The following is a 14,778-nucleotide window of genomic DNA, read 5'->3' as shown; positions in this document are numbered from 1 at the left end:
CTCCGTTATCCCGCGCCGCGGGGGCACAAATGACGCACGAATTGCCCAGCTTGGCGGCGTTGCGTCGGCCGGGGGGATGTGTTCTTAGACGGATTGTAATTGGGGCGCGGATGTGCCCGCCGCCGGGTTCGCGTCGCGGCTCTTGCCGACGCAGATACGGGCGGCCTCGGAGTCCTGGACGAGGTGGGGATGGCAAATCGGCTACGCGGCGCGGCATCGGGCCTGATCGCGGCGGGGTTGACGGGCTGCGCGGGAGCGGCTCTCGCGGCCGGGATCGGCCAGCCCGAAGAGTGGCAGGTTGCCATGCAGCAGCCGGTCACGGCCGTCGCGCGGGAGATGCACGACTTCCATACCGAGCTGATGTGGATCATCACGGCGATCGTCCTCTTCGTGCTGGCGCTCCTCGTCGTGGTCGTCGTCCGGTTCAACGAGCGGGCCAACCCGACGCCCTCCAAGACGAGCCACAACACGGCCATCGAGATCGCCTGGACGGTCGTGCCCGTCCTCATCCTGCTCCTGATCGCGATCCCGTCCTTCAGGCTCCTGCGCAACCAGCTGATCATCCCGAACGCCGATATCACCCTCAAGACCACCGGCCATTCCTGGTACTGGTCCTACGAATATCCGGCCGACCAGGGCGGCGGGTTCCAGTTCGACGCGAATCTGATCGAGGCCGCCGACCTGAAGCCCGGCCAGCCCCGCCTGCTCGCGACCGACAACGAGGTCGTGCTGCCCGTGAACAAGGTCGTGCGGCTGCAGACCACTTCGGCCGACGTGATCCATTCCTGGGGGGTGCCCTCGCTCGGCTTCACCCTGGACGCGGTCCCGGGCCGCCTGAACGAGATGTGGTTCAAGATCGAGCGCGAAGGCGTCTATTACGGCCAGTGCCGCGAGCTCTGCGGCCAGCGCCACGCCTACATGCCGATCACGATCCGGGCGGTGAGCGAGGCCGAATACGCGGCCTGGCTGGCCCAGGCGAAGCAGAAATTCGCCTCGACCGCGGCAGACGACGCCAAGCTCGCCGACGCGTCCCGCTGATTCAGACGACGAAGATTTCCGCCATGGCTCACGCGACCCACGCCGACCACGCCGACCATCACACCCCGACCGGGTGGCGGCGGTGGATGTACTCCACCAACCACAAGGACATCGGCACGCTCTACCTGCTGTTCTCGTTCTCGGCGGGCATAATCGGCGGCCTGCTGTCGATCGCCATGCGCATGGAGCTGCAGGAGCCCGGGCTGCAGATCTTCTCCAATCCGCAGACCTTCAACGTCTTCGTGACCGGCCACGGCCTGATCATGGTGTTCTTCCTGGTCATGCCGGCGCTCATCGGCGGGTTCGGCAACTGGTTCGTGCCGCTGATGATCGGGGCGCCCGACATGGCGTTCCCGCGCATGAACAACATCTCGTTCTGGCTGACGGTCTCGGCCTTCTGCCTGCTGCTCCTGTCGCTCTTCTTCGAGGGCGCGCCGGGCTCGACCGGCTTCGGCGGCGGCTGGACGGTCTATCCGCCGCTCTCGACCTCGGGCCATCCGGGCCCCGCGCTCGATTTCGGCATCTTCGCGCTGCACCTCGCGGGTGCGGCCTCGATCCTGGGCGCGATCAACTTCATCACCACCATCCTGAACATGCGTGCCCCGGGCATGACGCTGCACAAGATGCCGCTCTTCGCCTGGTCGATGCTGGTGACCGCCTTCCTGCTGCTCCTGGCGCTGCCGGTCCTGGCCGGCGCGATCACCATGCTGCTCACCGACCGCAACTTCGGGACGACCTTCTTCGACCCGGCGGGCGGCGGCGACCCGATCCTCTACCAGCACCTGTTCTGGTTCTTCGGCCACCCCGAAGTGTACATCATGATCCTGCCGGCCTTCGGCATCGTGTCCCACATCGTCTCGACCTTCTCGAAGAAGCCGATCTTCGGCTATCTCGGGATGGCCTATGCGATGGTGGCGATCGGCGTCGTCGGCTTCGTCGTGTGGGCGCACCACATGTACACGGTCGGCCTCTCGCTGCAGACGCAGGCCTATTTCGTCTTCGCGACCATGGTCATCGCGGTGCCGACCGGCGTGAAGATCTTCTCCTGGATCGCGACCATGTGGGGCGGCTCGATCCGCTTCTCGGCCGCCATGCACTGGGCGATCGGCTTCATCTTCCTGTTCACGGTGGGCGGCGTGACCGGCGTCGTCCTCGCCAATGCCGGCGTCGACCGCTACATGCACGACACCTATTACGTGGTGGCCCATTTCCACTATGTGCTGTCGCTCGGCGCCGTGTTCATGATCTTCGGCGGCGTCTATTACTGGTTCCCGAAGATGACGGGCCGGATCATCCCGGAACGGATCGGCATCATCCACTTCTGGATCTCCTTCGTCGGCGCCAACATCCTGTTCTTCCCGATGCACTTCCTCGGGCTCGCCGGCATGCCGCGGCGCTATGCCGATTACCCGGACGCGCTCGGCGACTGGAACCGCATCGCCTCCTTCGGGTCCTACATCTTCTTCGTCGGGCTGTTCGTGTTCCTCTACGGCGTGTGGCGGGCCTACACGTCCGGCGAGCGCGCGGCGGCCAATCCCTGGGGTCCGGGCGCCACGACGCTGGAATGGACGCTCTCGTCCCCGCCACCCTTCCACCAGTTCGAGACCCTCCCGCGGATCGCCGACACGGACCATCACTGATCCTCCGTCATCCCCGGGCCGCCGCCCGGGGACCCCACGGCCGACGGCCCGAGTTGTCCGTGGGATCCGGGTCCGCCTCCGGCGCCCCGGGATGACGGGCTGGAACTCACCATGACGAGCGCCACCGACACGATCTCAGCCCAGGCCGGGCCCGCCTTCGACGCCGGCGCCGCCGTCTCGAACGGCGAGGTCCGCGACTTCGTCGCGTTGCTCAAGCCGCGGGTGATGTCGCTCGTGATCTTCACGGCGCTGGTCGGGATGCTGGTTTCGCATGCCGCCGCGAACCCGGTGATCGCCGCAGCCTCGCTCCTGATGATCGCGGTCGGGGCGGGCGCATCCGGCTGCCTCAACATGTGGTGGGATGCCGATATCGACGCGGTGATGTCCCGCACCCGGACGCGGCCGATCCCGGCCGGCCGGATCACGCCCGACGAGGCGCTCTCCTTCGGGACCGCGCTCTCGGTCGGCTCGGTCCTCGCGCTCGGCCTGATCGCGAACTGGCTCGCGGCGGCGCTCCTCGCCTTCACCATCGCCTTCTACGTCGTCGTCTATTCGATGGGCCTGAAGCGCTGGACGGACCAGAACATCGTCATCGGCGGGCTCGCGGGCGCCCTCCCCCCGGTCGTGGCGGATGCGGCGGTCTCGGGCAGCGTCGGGCTGCCGAGCCTCGTCCTCTGCGCGCTGATCTTCCTGTGGACGCCGCCGCATTTCTGGGCGCTGGCGCTCGTCAAGTCCGGCGACTACGCCAAGGCGGGCATCCCCATGATGCCGAACGTGCGCGGGCCCGACGCCACCCGCACGCAGATCCTCGCCTATACGCTCGTCCTCGTCCCCTTCGGGCTCCTTCCGGTCTGGCTCGGCTTCGGCGGGCTCGTCTATGCGGCCGTGAGCGCCCTGTCGGGCCTCGGCATGATCGCGCTCGCCGCGCAGGTCTACCGTGTCCGGACCGGCGACCAGGCGGCGCGCGCTGCCATGCAGCTCTTCGGCTTCTCGGTCCTGTACCTGTTCCTCCTGTTCGCGGCACTGCTCGCCGAGCACGGCCTCGGCCTGTTCCGGCCGGTGCCCGGGCTCGCGTGATGGGCAGCCCCGCGCCCCGGCCGCCGCAGCTTTCGGAGGCGGACCAGAAGCGCAGGCGGGCGCGCTCGGTCGCCATCGCGCTCGCGCTCGGCTTCATGGTGCTCCTGTTCTACGTGGTCACGATCGCCAAGCTCGGGCCGCAAGTCCTGAATCGTCCGCTGTGAGGCCGGCATGAGCCCGCAGGAAAGGGAAGAACGCGAGAAGCGCATCGCGCGCGGGATCCGGAATACCGGGCTCGCCTGCCTCGGCCTCGCCGTCGCGATGGTCGGCGCAGCCTTCGCCGCGGTGCCGCTTTACGACCTCTTCTGCCGTGTCACCGGCTTCGACGGGACGCCGCTCGTCGGCACCGAGGCGCCGACCGAGACGCTGAACCGGCGCATGACGGTACGCTTCGACACCAATGTCGCGCCGGGCCTCGGCTGGAGCTTCAGGCCCGAGATCCCGCAGGTCGAGGCGCGGCTCGGCGAGACCCGCACGGTGTTCTTCAAGGTGAAGAACGAGGGACAGCGCGCCTCCACGGGAGTCGCGACCTACAACGTCCAACCCGCCCAGCTCGGCGCCCATTTCGTGAAGCTGAAATGCTTCTGCTTCGACGAGCAGACGCTCCAGCCGGGCGAGACGATGGACTTCCCCGTCGTCTTCTACGTCGATCCGGGGATCGCGAAGGACCGCAACCTCGACGACATGAGCTCCGTCACGCTGTCCTACACCTATTTCGCATCGCGCAACGGGCAGCCGCTGGCCTCCGCCGACCAGGGCGGTGCGAAGCCGAAACTTTGACCCCCGGCGCGCTGCCCGGCGCCCTGGGGACGTGACAAGATCAGAGCCCGCGTCGTAACGAGGGCGGAGCGAACGGAGACAAGCCGGCAATGGCCCAGACCGCCGAGATCAAACACGATTATCACCTGGTCGATCCGAGCCCCTGGCCGCTCGTCGGCTCGATCAGCGCCTTCGTGATGATGGTCGGGCTCGTCTTCACCATGAAGGGCCTGCCGGTCGCCGGCCTCAAGCTCGGCCCCTACGTCTTCGGCGCAGGCCTGCTCGGCGTCATCTACACGATGGTCTCCTGGTGGAGCGACGTGATCCGCGAGGCGGGGCCGGAGCACAGGCACACGCGCGTCGTGCAGCTCCATCACCGCTACGGCATGATCATGTTCATCGCCTCGGAGGTGATGTTCTTCGTCGCATGGTTCTGGGCCTATTTCGACGCCGCCCTCTACGCGACGGAGCCGAACCAATATGCGCGCGCCGAGCTCCTCGGAGGCTGGCCGCCGAAGGGGATCGAGACCTTCGACCCCTGGCACCTGCCGCTCCTCAACACGCTCATCCTGCTCACCTCCGGCACCACCGTGACCTGGGCGCACCATGCCCTGCTGGAAGGCGACAAGAAGGGCGTGCTGCAGGGCCTTGCGCTCACGGTGGGCCTCGGCGTCCTGTTCACGATCTGCCAGGCCTACGAGTACAGCCACGCCGCCTTCGGCTTCTCCGGCCACATCTACGGCGCCACCTTCTTCATGGCGACCGGCTTCCACGGCTTCCACGTCGTCATCGGGACGATCTTCCTCGCCGTGTGCCTGTGGCGCGCCTACAAGGACCAGTTCACGCCCGAGCAGCATCTCGGGTTCGAGTTCGCCGCCTGGTACTGGCACTTCGTCGACGTGGTCTGGCTGTTCCTGTTCGCCGCGATCTACGTCTGGGGCGCCGGTCCCAGCGGCGGCGGCCACTGACAACCGCGCCCCGCGACACCACATGAAGGGCGGCCCCGGGGCCGCCCTTCCCGTTTCAGCATCGGGTGCTCCTTGTACGACCAGCATGCCCGCCCATCCGCGCTCTCGACCGGGCTCGCCTGCCGCTGCCCGCGCTGCGGCCGCGGCAAGCTCTTCAACGGCTTCCTGTCCGTGCGTCCGCGGTGCGAGGCATGCGGGCTGAATTTCCAGTTCATCGATTCGGGCGACGGCCCGGCCTTCTTCGTGATGTCCATCGTGGGCATCGTCGTGGTCGGCCTCGCGATGTGGGTCGAGTTCGCCTACGAGCCGCGCATCTGGGTGCATATGACGCTCTGGATCCCGCTCACGCTGATCCTGAGCTTCATCCTGGTCCGCCCGGCGAAGGGGCTCCTGATCGCGCTCCAGTTCCAGCACAAGGCCGAGGAGGGCCGGCTGCAGCGGTGAGCGCAGCCACGCGCCCGGCGCCGGGCTGGCGCAGCCTTCTCGCGCCGGCATTCGCGACTCTCGTCGCGCTGGCGATACTCCTCGCGCTCGGGTTCTGGCAGCTCGAGCGCAAGGCCTGGAAGGAGGGCCTTCTCTCGTCCATCGACGCCCGGGCCTTCGGCGAGCCCGTCCCCGTGCCCCAAGAGGCCGATTGGCCGTCCTGGTCCGCCGACAGGGACGAGTTCCGCCGCGTCCGGCTTTCCGGGACATTCCTGCACGACCGGGAGGTCCAGCTCCACGGGCTTGCGGAGGAACGGCGCGGGCAGCCCCTCCAGGGCTTCTATGTCTTCACGCCGCTCCGGCAGGCGGAGGGCTCGATCGTCATGGTGAACCGGGGCTTCGTCCCGACGGCCCTGCGCGACCCGGCGAAGCGGGCCGCGGCGCAGCAAGGCGGGGAGGTCACGGTGACGGGTCTCCTGCGCAATCCCGAGCGGCGCGGCTGGTTCGTGCCGGCGAACGACCCGGTCCGGGACGAGTGGTTCGTCCGCAGCATCGCCGAGATGGCATCGGCCCGCGGCCTGTCGCGCGTCGCGCCCTTCTACGTCGATGCCGATGCGACCCCGAACCCCGGAGGCTGGCCGCGCGGCGGCCAGACCCGGATCAGGCTGCCGAACGACCATCTGGGCTATGCGCTCACCTGGTTCGGCCTCGCGCTCACGCTCGTGGGCGTGTTCGCGGCCTTCGCCTGGCGGCGGCTGCATCCCGCCTCAGGAGACGAGCTTCAGCCCGAGTATCCCGGCGACGATCAGGCCTATGCAGGCGAGCCGCAAAGCGGTCGCCGGATCGCCGAATAGCACCATGCCGAGGATCGCGGTTCCGACCGTCCCGATGCCCGTCCAGACCGCATAGGCTGTGCCCACGGGCAGGTACTTGAGGGCCAGGCCGAGCAGGACGACGCTCGCCACCATGCTCGCAACCGTGAGGACGGTCGGGAGCGGCCGGGTGAAGCCGTCCGTGTATTTCAGCCCGATCGCCCAGCCGATCTCGAATAGGCCGGCGATCAGAAGGAGGAACCAGGGCATTTCGGCATCGTCTCTCGGGCGGCGGAGCACCGCCCGAGGCGATGTAGAAGCTCGGCCGACCCGGCGCATCCCTCCCGGACGGGGCGCGCCATTCCGGCGGCCATCTTGGAAAGCGCCGCCCGAGACTCTATCCTGGCCACTTCTCACGAGCTTCGGATCTTGCTTCACATCTCGACACGCGGCGAGGCGCAGCCGCTTACCTTCACGGATGCCCTTCTCGCCGGACTCGCCCGGGATGGCGGGCTCTACGTGCCGGAGGCCTGGCCGAGCCTCGCGCCCGACAGGATCGCGGATTTCGCCGGCCGGCCCTATGCCGAGGTCGCCAAGGCCGTTCTCGGCGCGCTTGTCGGCGACGAGATTCCGGCGGTCGAACTCGGCCGCATGGTGGACGAGGCCTACTCGACGTTCCGGCATCCGGCCGTCTGCCCGCTCGTGCAGATCGGCGACAATCTCTTCGTCCAGGAGCTCTTCCACGGCCCGACGCTCGCCTTCAAGGACGTCGCGATGCAGCTCCTCGGGCGGCTGATGGACCATGTCCTCGCCGTGCGCGGGCAGCGGGCGACGATCGTCGGCGCGACCTCGGGCGATACCGGCAGCGCCGCGGTCGCGGCCTTCGCGGGCTCGCCCCGCGTCGACGTCTTCATCCTCTATCCGCATGGCCGGGTGTCGGAGGTCCAGCGCCGGCAGATGACCTCGGTGCCGGATGCCAATGTCCACGCGATCGCGATCGACGGCACCTTCGACGATGCCCAGGCGCTCGTGAAGGCGATGTTCTCGAACGCCCGCTTCCGGGACGAGATGCGGCTCTCGGGGATCAACTCGATCAACTGGGCCCGCGTGGCCGCCCAGGCCGTGTACTACTTCACGGCGGCCGTCGCGCTCGGCGCGCCGCACCGGCAGGTCTCCTTCTCCGTCCCGACCGGGAATTTCGGCAACGTGCTCGCGGGCCATGTCGCAAAGCGCATGGGGCTTCCCGTCGAGCGGCTGGTCGTGGCGACGAACGCCAACGACATCCTGGCCCGGACCATCGCGACCGGAACCTACGAGGTGCGCGGGGTGATCCCGACCACCTCCCCGTCCATGGACATCCAGGTCTCGTCGAATTTCGAGCGGCTCCTGTTCGAGGCCTATGGCCGCGACGCGGCGTCCGTGCGCGGCCTGATGGCGAGCCTCGCGCAGTCGCGCTCCTTCACGGTCGCGCCCGAGCCGCTCGCGGCGATCCGGCGTGATTTCGAGGCCGCCGCGGTCCCGGAGAACGAGGTGGCGGACGAGATCGGCAGGACCTGGCGGGAGGCCGGCTACCTGCTCGACCCGCATACCGCGATCGGGGTGCGCGCCGCCCGGCGCCACCTTGCGCGCGCTCCCGCGGTCCCGGTCGTGGCGCTCTCCACCGCCCATCCGGCGAAGTTCCCCGACGCGGTCGAACGCGCGACCGGCATACGGCCCGCCCTTCCCCCGCACCTGGCCGACCTCCTGGAGCGGCCTGAGCGCGTGACGCGGCTGCCGAACGATGCCGCTGCCATCGAGCGCTTCATCCGCGCAGAAGCCCGCGCCGTGACGGGCCGGGCCGCGTGAGCCCCCTGCAGAGGTCCGAGGCAGCGATCCGCATCTCACGGCTGCCGAACGGGCTCACGGTCGCGACGGAGGGCATCCCGGGTGTCGAGACGGCGACGCTCGGCGTCTGGGTGGCGGCGGGCTCCCGCAACGAGCGCGAGGAGGAGCACGGCCTGTCGCACCTCATCGAGCACATGGCCTTCAAGGGCACCGAGCGCAGGAGCGCCCGCCGCATCGCCGAGGACATCGAGAATGTCGGGGGCGAGATCAACGCCGCGACCTCGACCGAGTTCACGAGCTATACCGCGCGGGTCCTCGGGCAGGACATCGAGCTCGCGATCGACGTCCTCGGCGACATCCTGACGAAGTCGGTCTTCGACGCGACCGAGCTCGCGCGCGAGAAGAACGTCATCCTGCAGGAATACGCCTCGATCGAGGATTCGCCCGACGATGTCGTCGCCGACGCCTTCATGGAAAAAGCATTCTCCGGCCAGGCAATCGGGCGTCCGATCCTCGGTCGGCCCGAGACGATCACGAGCTTCGAGGCCGGGATCATCCGCGCCTTCATGGCGCGCGAATACACGCCCGCCCGCATGGTCTTCGCGGCCGCGGGCCAGGTGGATCATGGCCGGGTGCTGGACGCCGTCGCCACGACGCTCGGCGGCATCCCGGCCGCGCAGGCGCCAGAGCCAGCGCAGGGCGCCTATACGGGCGGCGAGCGGCGGATGCGGCGCAAGCTCGAACAGGCGAGTCTGATGATCGGCCTGCCCGGGGTCTCGTTCCGCGACCCGTCCTATTTCGCGACCCACATCTTCGCCCAGGCGCTCGGCGGCGGCTTGACGTCACGGCTCTGGCACGAGGTGCGCGAGACCCGAGGCCTCGCCTATTCCATCGACGCCTTCCACTGGCCGTTCACCGATTGCGGGCTCTTCGGCATCGGCGCGGGGACCTCGGCTGCCGACCTCCCGGCCCTCGTGGACGTCGTGACCGCGACCGCGCGGCAGGCCGCCCAGGGCATCGAGCCGGCCGAGCTCGCCCGTGCGCGGGCGCAGCTCAAGGTGGCCATGCTCGCCGCGCTCGAGACGCCGGGCGGCCGGATCGACCGTGCGGCGCGGCAGCTCCTCGCCTGGGGCCGCATCATCCCGGCCGAGGAGACGATCGCGCATGTGGACGCCGTCACGGTCGAGGAGGTGCGCGCGGCCGGCGCCCGCACGCTCGCGGGGCCCCCCACGGTCGCCGCCATCGGGCCGATCAAGGGCCTGCAGCCGCTCCGCGACATCGCGGCCGCCTTCGCGGCATGAGCGGCATGAGCGGCGCCCGTCCCGGACAGGTTGGCGCAGGGCGCGCCGCCATCCGCCTTTCGGCCGCAAAGCGCACTCAGAGCGGCCGTTCTCCACAACGCAATCACCCCCCGCTGCGCCGTCCTTTGCCTTGCCGCCCGGCTTACCCCTATGAGCACAGCTAGCAGCCGTGGCTGACAGGCACGGATCATCCAAGCCGGTGCGCGCCCTCCTTATCGTTCTCGGCCTCCTGGCCGCCGCCCTGAGCGGGCTCGTCGCGCCCGTGCCGGCCGCGGCCGTGGAAGCCGTGCGCGTCGCCCCCGACGCCGATGCCATCGACCTCACGCCGATGATCGAGCGCTACCGCTCGGACGGCGACCTCGTGCAGATCTCGACCGCACCCGGGCGGGACGGCATCGTGCGCCGGATCGCCGTGAAGGCGCGCGAGGCCGGCTCGCGGCCGGACTGGATCGTCTTCGCGCTCACCAATTCGTCGGACGAGCAGATCGAGCGCCTGCTCGTGGCTCCGCATTTCCGGCTGGTCGGCTCGGGCCTCGTCTGGCCCGATCTCGGCGCCATCCGCATCGCCGCCATCACGGCGAGCGAGGGGATCAGGCCGGAGCGGGAGCCCTCGCCGGACGCGGACCTGTTCCAGATCACGCTCGACCCCGGCACCACCGTCACCTTCGTGGCCGAGCTCGCCTCGCCGAATGTCGGCCAGCTCTACCTCTGGGAGGCGGAGGCCTATCGCCAGAAGGCCGCCCGGCTCCTCCTGTACAAGGGGATCATCATCGGCATCGCCGGGCTGCTCGCGCTCTTCCTCACGATCGTCTTCGTGGTGAAGGGCGCGCTGATCTTCCCGGCGGCGGCCGCGCTCGCCTGGGCGGTGCTGGCCTATGCCTGCATCGATTTCGGCTTCTTCCAGCGCATCTTCCCCCTGCCCGAGACGGCCGAGCGCATCTATCGCGCCGGCGCGGAGGCGGTGCTCGCCGCCACCCTCCTCGTGTTCCTCTTCGCCTATCTGAACCTGAACCGCTGGCATGTCCGCTACAGCCATGTGGGCATGTTCTGGCTGGTGTTCCTGACCGCCCTGGTCGGCCTCGCCATCGTCGATCCGCCGATCGCCGCGGGCGTCGCCCGGATCTCGATCGCGGCGCTCGCGGTGGTGGGCCTGATCCTCATCCTCCATCTCGCCTTCCACGGCTTCGACCGCGCGATCATGCTGATCCCGACCTGGCTGCTGCTCGTGGCCTGGGTCGCGGCGGCGGGCTTCACGATCATGGGCCGGCTCGGGAACGACCTCGTCCAGCCGGCGCTGATCGGCGGGCTCGTCCTCATCGTCATGCTGATCGGCTTCACGGTGATGCAGCACGCCTTCGCGGGCGGCCCGCTCGCGGCCGGCATGTCCGGAGAGGCGGAGCGCCGGGCGCTCGCGCTCGCCGGATCGGGCGACGTGGTCTTCGACTGGGACGTCGCCGGCGACAACGTCTTCGTGTCGGCCGATCTGGAGCACGCGCTCGGGCACCGCCGGGGCGGGCTCGGCGGCTCGGCGGCGGACTGGATCGACCATGTCCATTCCTTCGATCGCGACCGGCTGCGCGCGGCCCTGGACGCGATCATCGAGAACCGGCGCGGCCGGCTCAGCCACGATTTCCGCCTGCGCGCCGTGTCGGGCGCCTATCACTGGTACCGGCTCAAGGCCCGGCCGGTGATCGGCGCCGACGGCGAGGTCATCCGCATCATCGGCACGATGACGGACGTCACCGAGGCGAAATCCGCCGAGGAGCGGCTCCTGCACGACGCCGTGCACGACAACCTCACGGGCCTGCCGAACCGCCAGCTCTTCCTCGACCGGATCGATGCGGCCCTCTCCTTCCCGGCCGGCGACCAGCCGCTCCGTCCGACCGTCATCGCGCTCGATCTCGACCGCTTCAAGCAGGTCAACGACGGGGTCGGACACACGGCCGGCGACCAGATCCTGCTCACGATCGCGCGCCGGCTGGGACGGCTGCTCCGCCCGCAGGACACGCTGGCGCGCGTCTCGGGAGACGAGTTCGCCGCCCTGATCCTCTCGGAGACGGAGGACGACCGCATCGACCGCATCGCGGACATGCTGCGCCAGACGGTCTCGACGCCCATCACCCATGCCGAGCGGGAGATCTTCCTCACGGGCTCCGTCGGCATCGCCCGGCACGATCCGGCCCGGCCTGTCAAGGCGGAGGAACTCCTCAAGAACGCGCAGATCGCGCTCACCTATGCCAAGCGGCTCGGCGGGGATCGCGTGGAGGCCTATGAGCCGTCCATGCGCCAGCTCCAGCGCGGCGACCGGCTGGGCCTCGAGAGCGACCTGCGCCGCGCGCTCGATCGCGGCGAGATGCGGGTCGCCTATCAGCCCATCGTGCGTCTGGAGGACCGCACCATCGCGGGCTTCGAGGCGCTGCTCCGCTGGAACCATCCGAAGCTCGGGCCGATCGGACCGCAGACCTTCATACCCGTGGCCGAGGAGACGGGGCTGATCGTGGATCTCGGCGTCTTCGCGCTCGAGCAGACCGCGCTCGAGCTCGCGGCCTGGCAGCGCGCGCTGGAGGTCGATCCGCCCATCTTCGCATCGGTGAACGTGTCGAGCCGCCAGCTCCTGAAGCACGATCTCCTGCAGGACCTGAAGACCGTGCTCGCCCGCTCGGGCGTGCTGCCCGGCTCGCTCAAGCTGGAACTCACCGAGAGCCTCGTCATGGAGAACCCCGAATATGCGGCCCAGATCCTCACCCGCATCAGGGACCTGGGCGCCGGGCTGTCGCTGGACGATTTCGGGACGGGCTTCTCCGCCCTCTCCTATCTGCAGCGCTTCCCGTTCGACACGATCAAGGTGGACCAGAGCTTCGTGCGCGAGCTCGCGAACGGGCGGCCGGTGATCCTGCGCTCCATCGTGCGGCTCGCCGAGGAACTCGGGATGGACGTCGTGGCGGAAGGCGCGGAAACGGAGAGCGAGGCGATCGAACTCTACCACATGGGCTGCGACTACGCGCAGGGCTTCGTTTTCGGCGAGCCGATGTCCTCGCTCCAAGCCCGCCGGCTCGTGGGCGCGGCGCCGGAGGCCGCCTGACCGGGAAGTGGGTCGCTCAGGCGTGCCCGGCCTGCGCGGACAGCATGCCGAGATCGACCCCGATCTTGCGCAGCGCGCGGTCGTATTTCACGTCGAGTTCCGGGCCGAAGATGATGTTCGGGTCCGCGTCGCAGCTCAGCCAGCCATTCGCCTGGATCTCGCTTTCGAGCTGTCCCGCGGACCATCCGGCATAGCCCAGCGCCAGCACCGCGCTCTCCGGCCCCTTGCCTTTCGCGATGGCGCGCAGGATGTCGATCGTCGCGGTCAGGCAGATGCCGTCGTCGATCGGCAGGGTCGACTGGTCGATGAAGAAATCCGGCGTGTGCAGGACGAAGCCGCGGCTCGTCTCCACCGGCCCCCCGATCAGCACGTTCATTCGCTCGACCCGCCGCGGCAGCCGGATCGCGTCCTTTTCCGGAATGACGTCCAGTTGAACGAGCAGGTCGGGAAAGCTCAGATCGGAGGCCGGCTTGTTCAGCACGATGCCCATCGCGCCCTCGGCCGAGTGCGCGCAAATATAGATCACAGTGCGCTGAAAGCGCTCGTCCATCATTCCGGGCATCGCGATGAGCATCTGCCCATCGAGATAGCCCGCGCTTGCCCCGCCACGGTTCATGGTTCGCGCCTGGCCATGACGAACATGCTACGCCAGAGCAGAAGATTGTCCACCCCGCGAAAAGGTTCCGGTCCGGAATGCGACGGCGCCTTCTCCCCTGTGCTCGACGGGGACGGGCCGGCGCGGTAAGCGGACCGAAGCTTCCCGACCACAGGTGGAGAGACGTGCAATGACGATCAAGATCGGCGACCGGCTGCCTCAGGCGACCTTCCGGGTGATGACGCCCGAGGGCCCGGCTGCGCGGACGACCGACGACCTGTTCCGCGGCCGCAAGGTGGTGCTGGTCGCGGTGCCCGGCGCCTTCACGCCGACCTGCGACCGCAATCATCTGCCGGGCTACGTGCAGCGCGCCGACGAGATCAAGGCGGCCGGCATCGACGCGATCCTCGTCACCTCGGTCAACGACGTCTTCGTGCTGAAGGCCTGGAGCCAGGCGGCCGGCGCCGACGGCAAGGTCGAGTTCCTGTCGGACGGCAACGCCGATTTCGCGAAGGCGATCGGCCTCGCCTTCGACGGTTCGGGCTTCGGCCTCGGCACGCGCTCGCAGCGCTACTCCATGATCGTCGAGGACGGCGTCGTGAAGGCCCTCAATGTCGAGGACGTGCCCTCCAAGGCCGACGTCTCCAGCGCCGAGAATCTGCTCAAGCAACTCGGCGAAGGCCAGCAGGCGAACTGAGCGGCGCCCTAACGCTCGCCGCCCCGCGTCACCGCCGGGGCCTGCGGCTTCTTCCTCGCCGCCCGCATCGCCTCGATGGCCGCGCGGGCGATGCCGTCCACCCGGTGGTTGAGGGCATCGTCGGCGTGGCCGCGCACCCAGTGCCACGTCACGTCATGGCGCTGACGCGCTTCGTCGAGCCGGCGCCAGAGGTCCTCGTTCTTCACGGGCTTGCGGTCGGCCGTGAGCCAGCCCTTGGCCTTCCAGCCCTTGATCCAGCTCGAGATGCCGTTCCGGACGTATTGCGAGTCCGTGTAGAGGTCGACCGCGCAGGGCCGCGTCAGCGCCTCGAGCGCCGAGATCGCGGCCATCAGCTCCATGCGGTTGTTGGTCGTGTTCGGTTCGGCGCCGGAGATCTCGCGCTCCTTGCCGCCCATCATCAGCAGCGCGCCCCAGCCGCCGGGGCCGGGATTCCCCGAACATGCACCGTCCGTGTAGATCTTGACCCGTTCGCTCATGGGCAGCCCCGGTCCTTATCGGCGCGAGCGGGGCAAGCCCCGCGCGCGCGGCCGGGATTCCCCGA

15 protein-coding genes are annotated in these 14,778 nt (G+C 69.1%); 12 read left to right on the top strand and 3 right to left on the bottom strand.

Going from position 1 to position 14,778, the window contains the following annotated elements:
* Nucleotides 1-189: 189 nt before the first annotated feature.
* From coxB to HJG44_RS11400, 8 genes are all read left to right on the top strand, one after another.
* Nucleotides 190-1,038, top strand: a complete 849-nt coding sequence (gene coxB, locus HJG44_RS11435; RefSeq protein ID WP_171218497.1) for a cytochrome c oxidase subunit II — start codon at nucleotides 190-192, stop codon at nucleotides 1,036-1,038.
* 23 nt (nucleotides 1,039-1,061) lie between these two features.
* A complete protein-coding gene (ctaD, locus tag HJG44_RS11430; RefSeq protein ID WP_171218496.1) occupies nucleotides 1,062-2,678 on the top strand; it encodes a cytochrome c oxidase subunit I in 1,617 nt (538 codons plus the stop codon).
* A 111-nt stretch (nucleotides 2,679-2,789) separates the two neighbouring features.
* Entirely contained in the window at nucleotides 2,790-3,755 is a 966-nt protein-coding gene (locus tag HJG44_RS11425; RefSeq protein ID WP_171218495.1) for a heme o synthase, read from the top strand.
* The gene (locus HJG44_RS11420; RefSeq protein ID WP_171218494.1) at nucleotides 3,755-3,919 is read left to right on the top strand and encodes a hypothetical protein; all 165 of its coding nucleotides are present in this window, start codon (nucleotides 3,755-3,757) and stop codon (nucleotides 3,917-3,919) included. The genes HJG44_RS11425 and HJG44_RS11420 overlap by 1 nt, the downstream gene beginning before the upstream one ends.
* A gap of 7 nt (nucleotides 3,920-3,926) precedes the next feature.
* Complete coding sequence (locus HJG44_RS11415; RefSeq protein ID WP_171218493.1) at nucleotides 3,927-4,535, top strand: cytochrome c oxidase assembly protein; 609 nt, start codon at nucleotides 3,927-3,929, stop codon at nucleotides 4,533-4,535.
* An 89-nt stretch (nucleotides 4,536-4,624) separates the two neighbouring features.
* On the top strand, nucleotides 4,625-5,482 hold the full coding sequence (locus HJG44_RS11410; RefSeq protein WP_171218492.1) for a cytochrome c oxidase subunit 3: 858 nt from the start codon (nucleotides 4,625-4,627) through the stop codon (nucleotides 5,480-5,482).
* Between the two features lie 72 nt (nucleotides 5,483-5,554).
* The gene (locus HJG44_RS11405; RefSeq protein WP_171218491.1) at nucleotides 5,555-5,926 is read left to right on the top strand and encodes a DUF983 domain-containing protein; all 372 of its coding nucleotides are present in this window, start codon (nucleotides 5,555-5,557) and stop codon (nucleotides 5,924-5,926) included.
* Nucleotides 5,923-6,759, top strand: a complete 837-nt coding sequence (locus tag HJG44_RS11400) for an SURF1 family cytochrome oxidase biogenesis protein (RefSeq protein WP_171218490.1) — start codon at nucleotides 5,923-5,925, stop codon at nucleotides 6,757-6,759. The genes HJG44_RS11405 and HJG44_RS11400 overlap by 4 nt, the downstream gene beginning before the upstream one ends.
* On the opposite strand, the gene sugE is transcribed toward HJG44_RS11400, so the two are convergent.
* Nucleotides 6,673-6,987, bottom strand: coding sequence for a quaternary ammonium compound efflux SMR transporter SugE (gene sugE / locus HJG44_RS11395; RefSeq protein WP_171218489.1), 315 nt, complete (start codon nucleotides 6,985-6,987; stop codon nucleotides 6,673-6,675). The two genes, HJG44_RS11400 and sugE, sit on opposite strands and share 87 nt — an antisense overlap.
* Nucleotides 6,988-7,146: 159 nt before the next feature.
* On the opposite strand from sugE, the gene thrC reads away from it, so the two are divergent.
* The 3 genes from thrC to HJG44_RS11380 all read left to right on the top strand — a co-directional run bounded on the left by thrC (nucleotide 7,147) and on the right by HJG44_RS11380 (nucleotide 12,924).
* Nucleotides 7,147-8,562, top strand: coding sequence for a threonine synthase (thrC, locus tag HJG44_RS11390; protein WP_171218488.1), 1,416 nt, complete (start codon nucleotides 7,147-7,149; stop codon nucleotides 8,560-8,562).
* A complete protein-coding gene (locus tag HJG44_RS11385) occupies nucleotides 8,559-9,842 on the top strand; it encodes an insulinase family protein (protein WP_171218487.1) in 1,284 nt (427 codons plus the stop codon). Before thrC ends, HJG44_RS11385 begins: the two co-directional genes overlap by 4 nt.
* A 199-nt stretch (nucleotides 9,843-10,041) precedes the next feature.
* Entirely contained in the window at nucleotides 10,042-12,924 is a 2,883-nt protein-coding gene (locus HJG44_RS11380) for an EAL domain-containing protein (RefSeq protein ID WP_171218486.1), read from the top strand.
* Nucleotides 12,925-12,940: 16 nt separating this feature from the next.
* Here HJG44_RS11380 and HJG44_RS11375 read toward each other — a convergent pair whose 3' ends face one another.
* Nucleotides 12,941-13,540: a YqgE/AlgH family protein gene (locus HJG44_RS11375; protein ID WP_171218485.1), complete on the bottom strand. Its 600-nt coding sequence runs from the start codon at nucleotides 13,538-13,540 to the stop codon at nucleotides 12,941-12,943.
* A gap of 169 nt (nucleotides 13,541-13,709) precedes the next feature.
* Between HJG44_RS11375 and HJG44_RS11370 the strand changes: the two genes are divergently transcribed.
* Nucleotides 13,710-14,216 carry a peroxiredoxin gene (locus HJG44_RS11370; RefSeq protein ID WP_171218484.1) on the top strand — a complete coding sequence of 169 codons (507 nt, stop codon included), beginning with the start codon at nucleotides 13,710-13,712 and terminating at the stop codon, nucleotides 14,214-14,216.
* Between the two features lie 8 nt (nucleotides 14,217-14,224).
* On the opposite strand, the gene rnhA is transcribed toward HJG44_RS11370, so the two are convergent.
* The gene (gene rnhA, locus HJG44_RS11365; protein ID WP_171218483.1) at nucleotides 14,225-14,713 is read right to left on the bottom strand and encodes a ribonuclease HI; all 489 of its coding nucleotides are present in this window, start codon (nucleotides 14,711-14,713) and stop codon (nucleotides 14,225-14,227) included.
* Between the last annotated feature and the right edge of the window lie 65 nt (nucleotides 14,714-14,778).

The organism is Enterovirga aerilata (assembly GCF_013044135.1).
In the GTDB taxonomy this organism is placed as follows: Bacteria; Pseudomonadota; Alphaproteobacteria; order Rhizobiales; family Beijerinckiaceae; genus Enterovirga; species Enterovirga aerilata.
The sequence above is the reverse complement of the archived record's forward strand: the minus strand, read 5'-3'. Positions and strand labels throughout refer to the sequence as shown.

Excerpts from the sequence above, each read along its gene's own strand:
- HJG44_RS11425 (WP_171218495.1), top strand. The coding sequence starts at position 2,790 with ATGACGAGCGCCACCGACACGATCTCAGCCCAGGCCGGGCCCGCCTTC.
- rnhA (WP_171218483.1), bottom strand. The coding sequence starts at position 14,713 with ATGAGCGAACGGGTCAAGATCTACACGGACGGTGCATGTTCGGGGAAT.
- ctaD (WP_171218496.1), top strand. The coding sequence starts at position 1,062 with ATGGCTCACGCGACCCACGCCGACCACGCCGACCATCACACCCCGACC.
- HJG44_RS11370 (WP_171218484.1), top strand. The coding sequence starts at position 13,710 with ATGACGATCAAGATCGGCGACCGGCTGCCTCAGGCGACCTTCCGGGTG.
- sugE (WP_171218489.1), bottom strand. The coding sequence starts at position 6,987 with ATGCCCTGGTTCCTCCTTCTGATCGCCGGCCTATTCGAGATCGGCTGG.
- HJG44_RS11410 (WP_171218492.1), top strand. The coding sequence starts at position 4,625 with ATGGCCCAGACCGCCGAGATCAAACACGATTATCACCTGGTCGATCCG.
- HJG44_RS11415 (WP_171218493.1), top strand. The coding sequence starts at position 3,927 with ATGAGCCCGCAGGAAAGGGAAGAACGCGAGAAGCGCATCGCGCGCGGG.
- HJG44_RS11375 (WP_171218485.1), bottom strand. The coding sequence starts at position 13,540 with ATGAACCGTGGCGGGGCAAGCGCGGGCTATCTCGATGGGCAGATGCTC.
- coxB (WP_171218497.1), top strand. The coding sequence starts at position 190 with ATGGCAAATCGGCTACGCGGCGCGGCATCGGGCCTGATCGCGGCGGGG.
- HJG44_RS11420 (WP_171218494.1), top strand. The coding sequence starts at position 3,755 with ATGGGCAGCCCCGCGCCCCGGCCGCCGCAGCTTTCGGAGGCGGACCAG.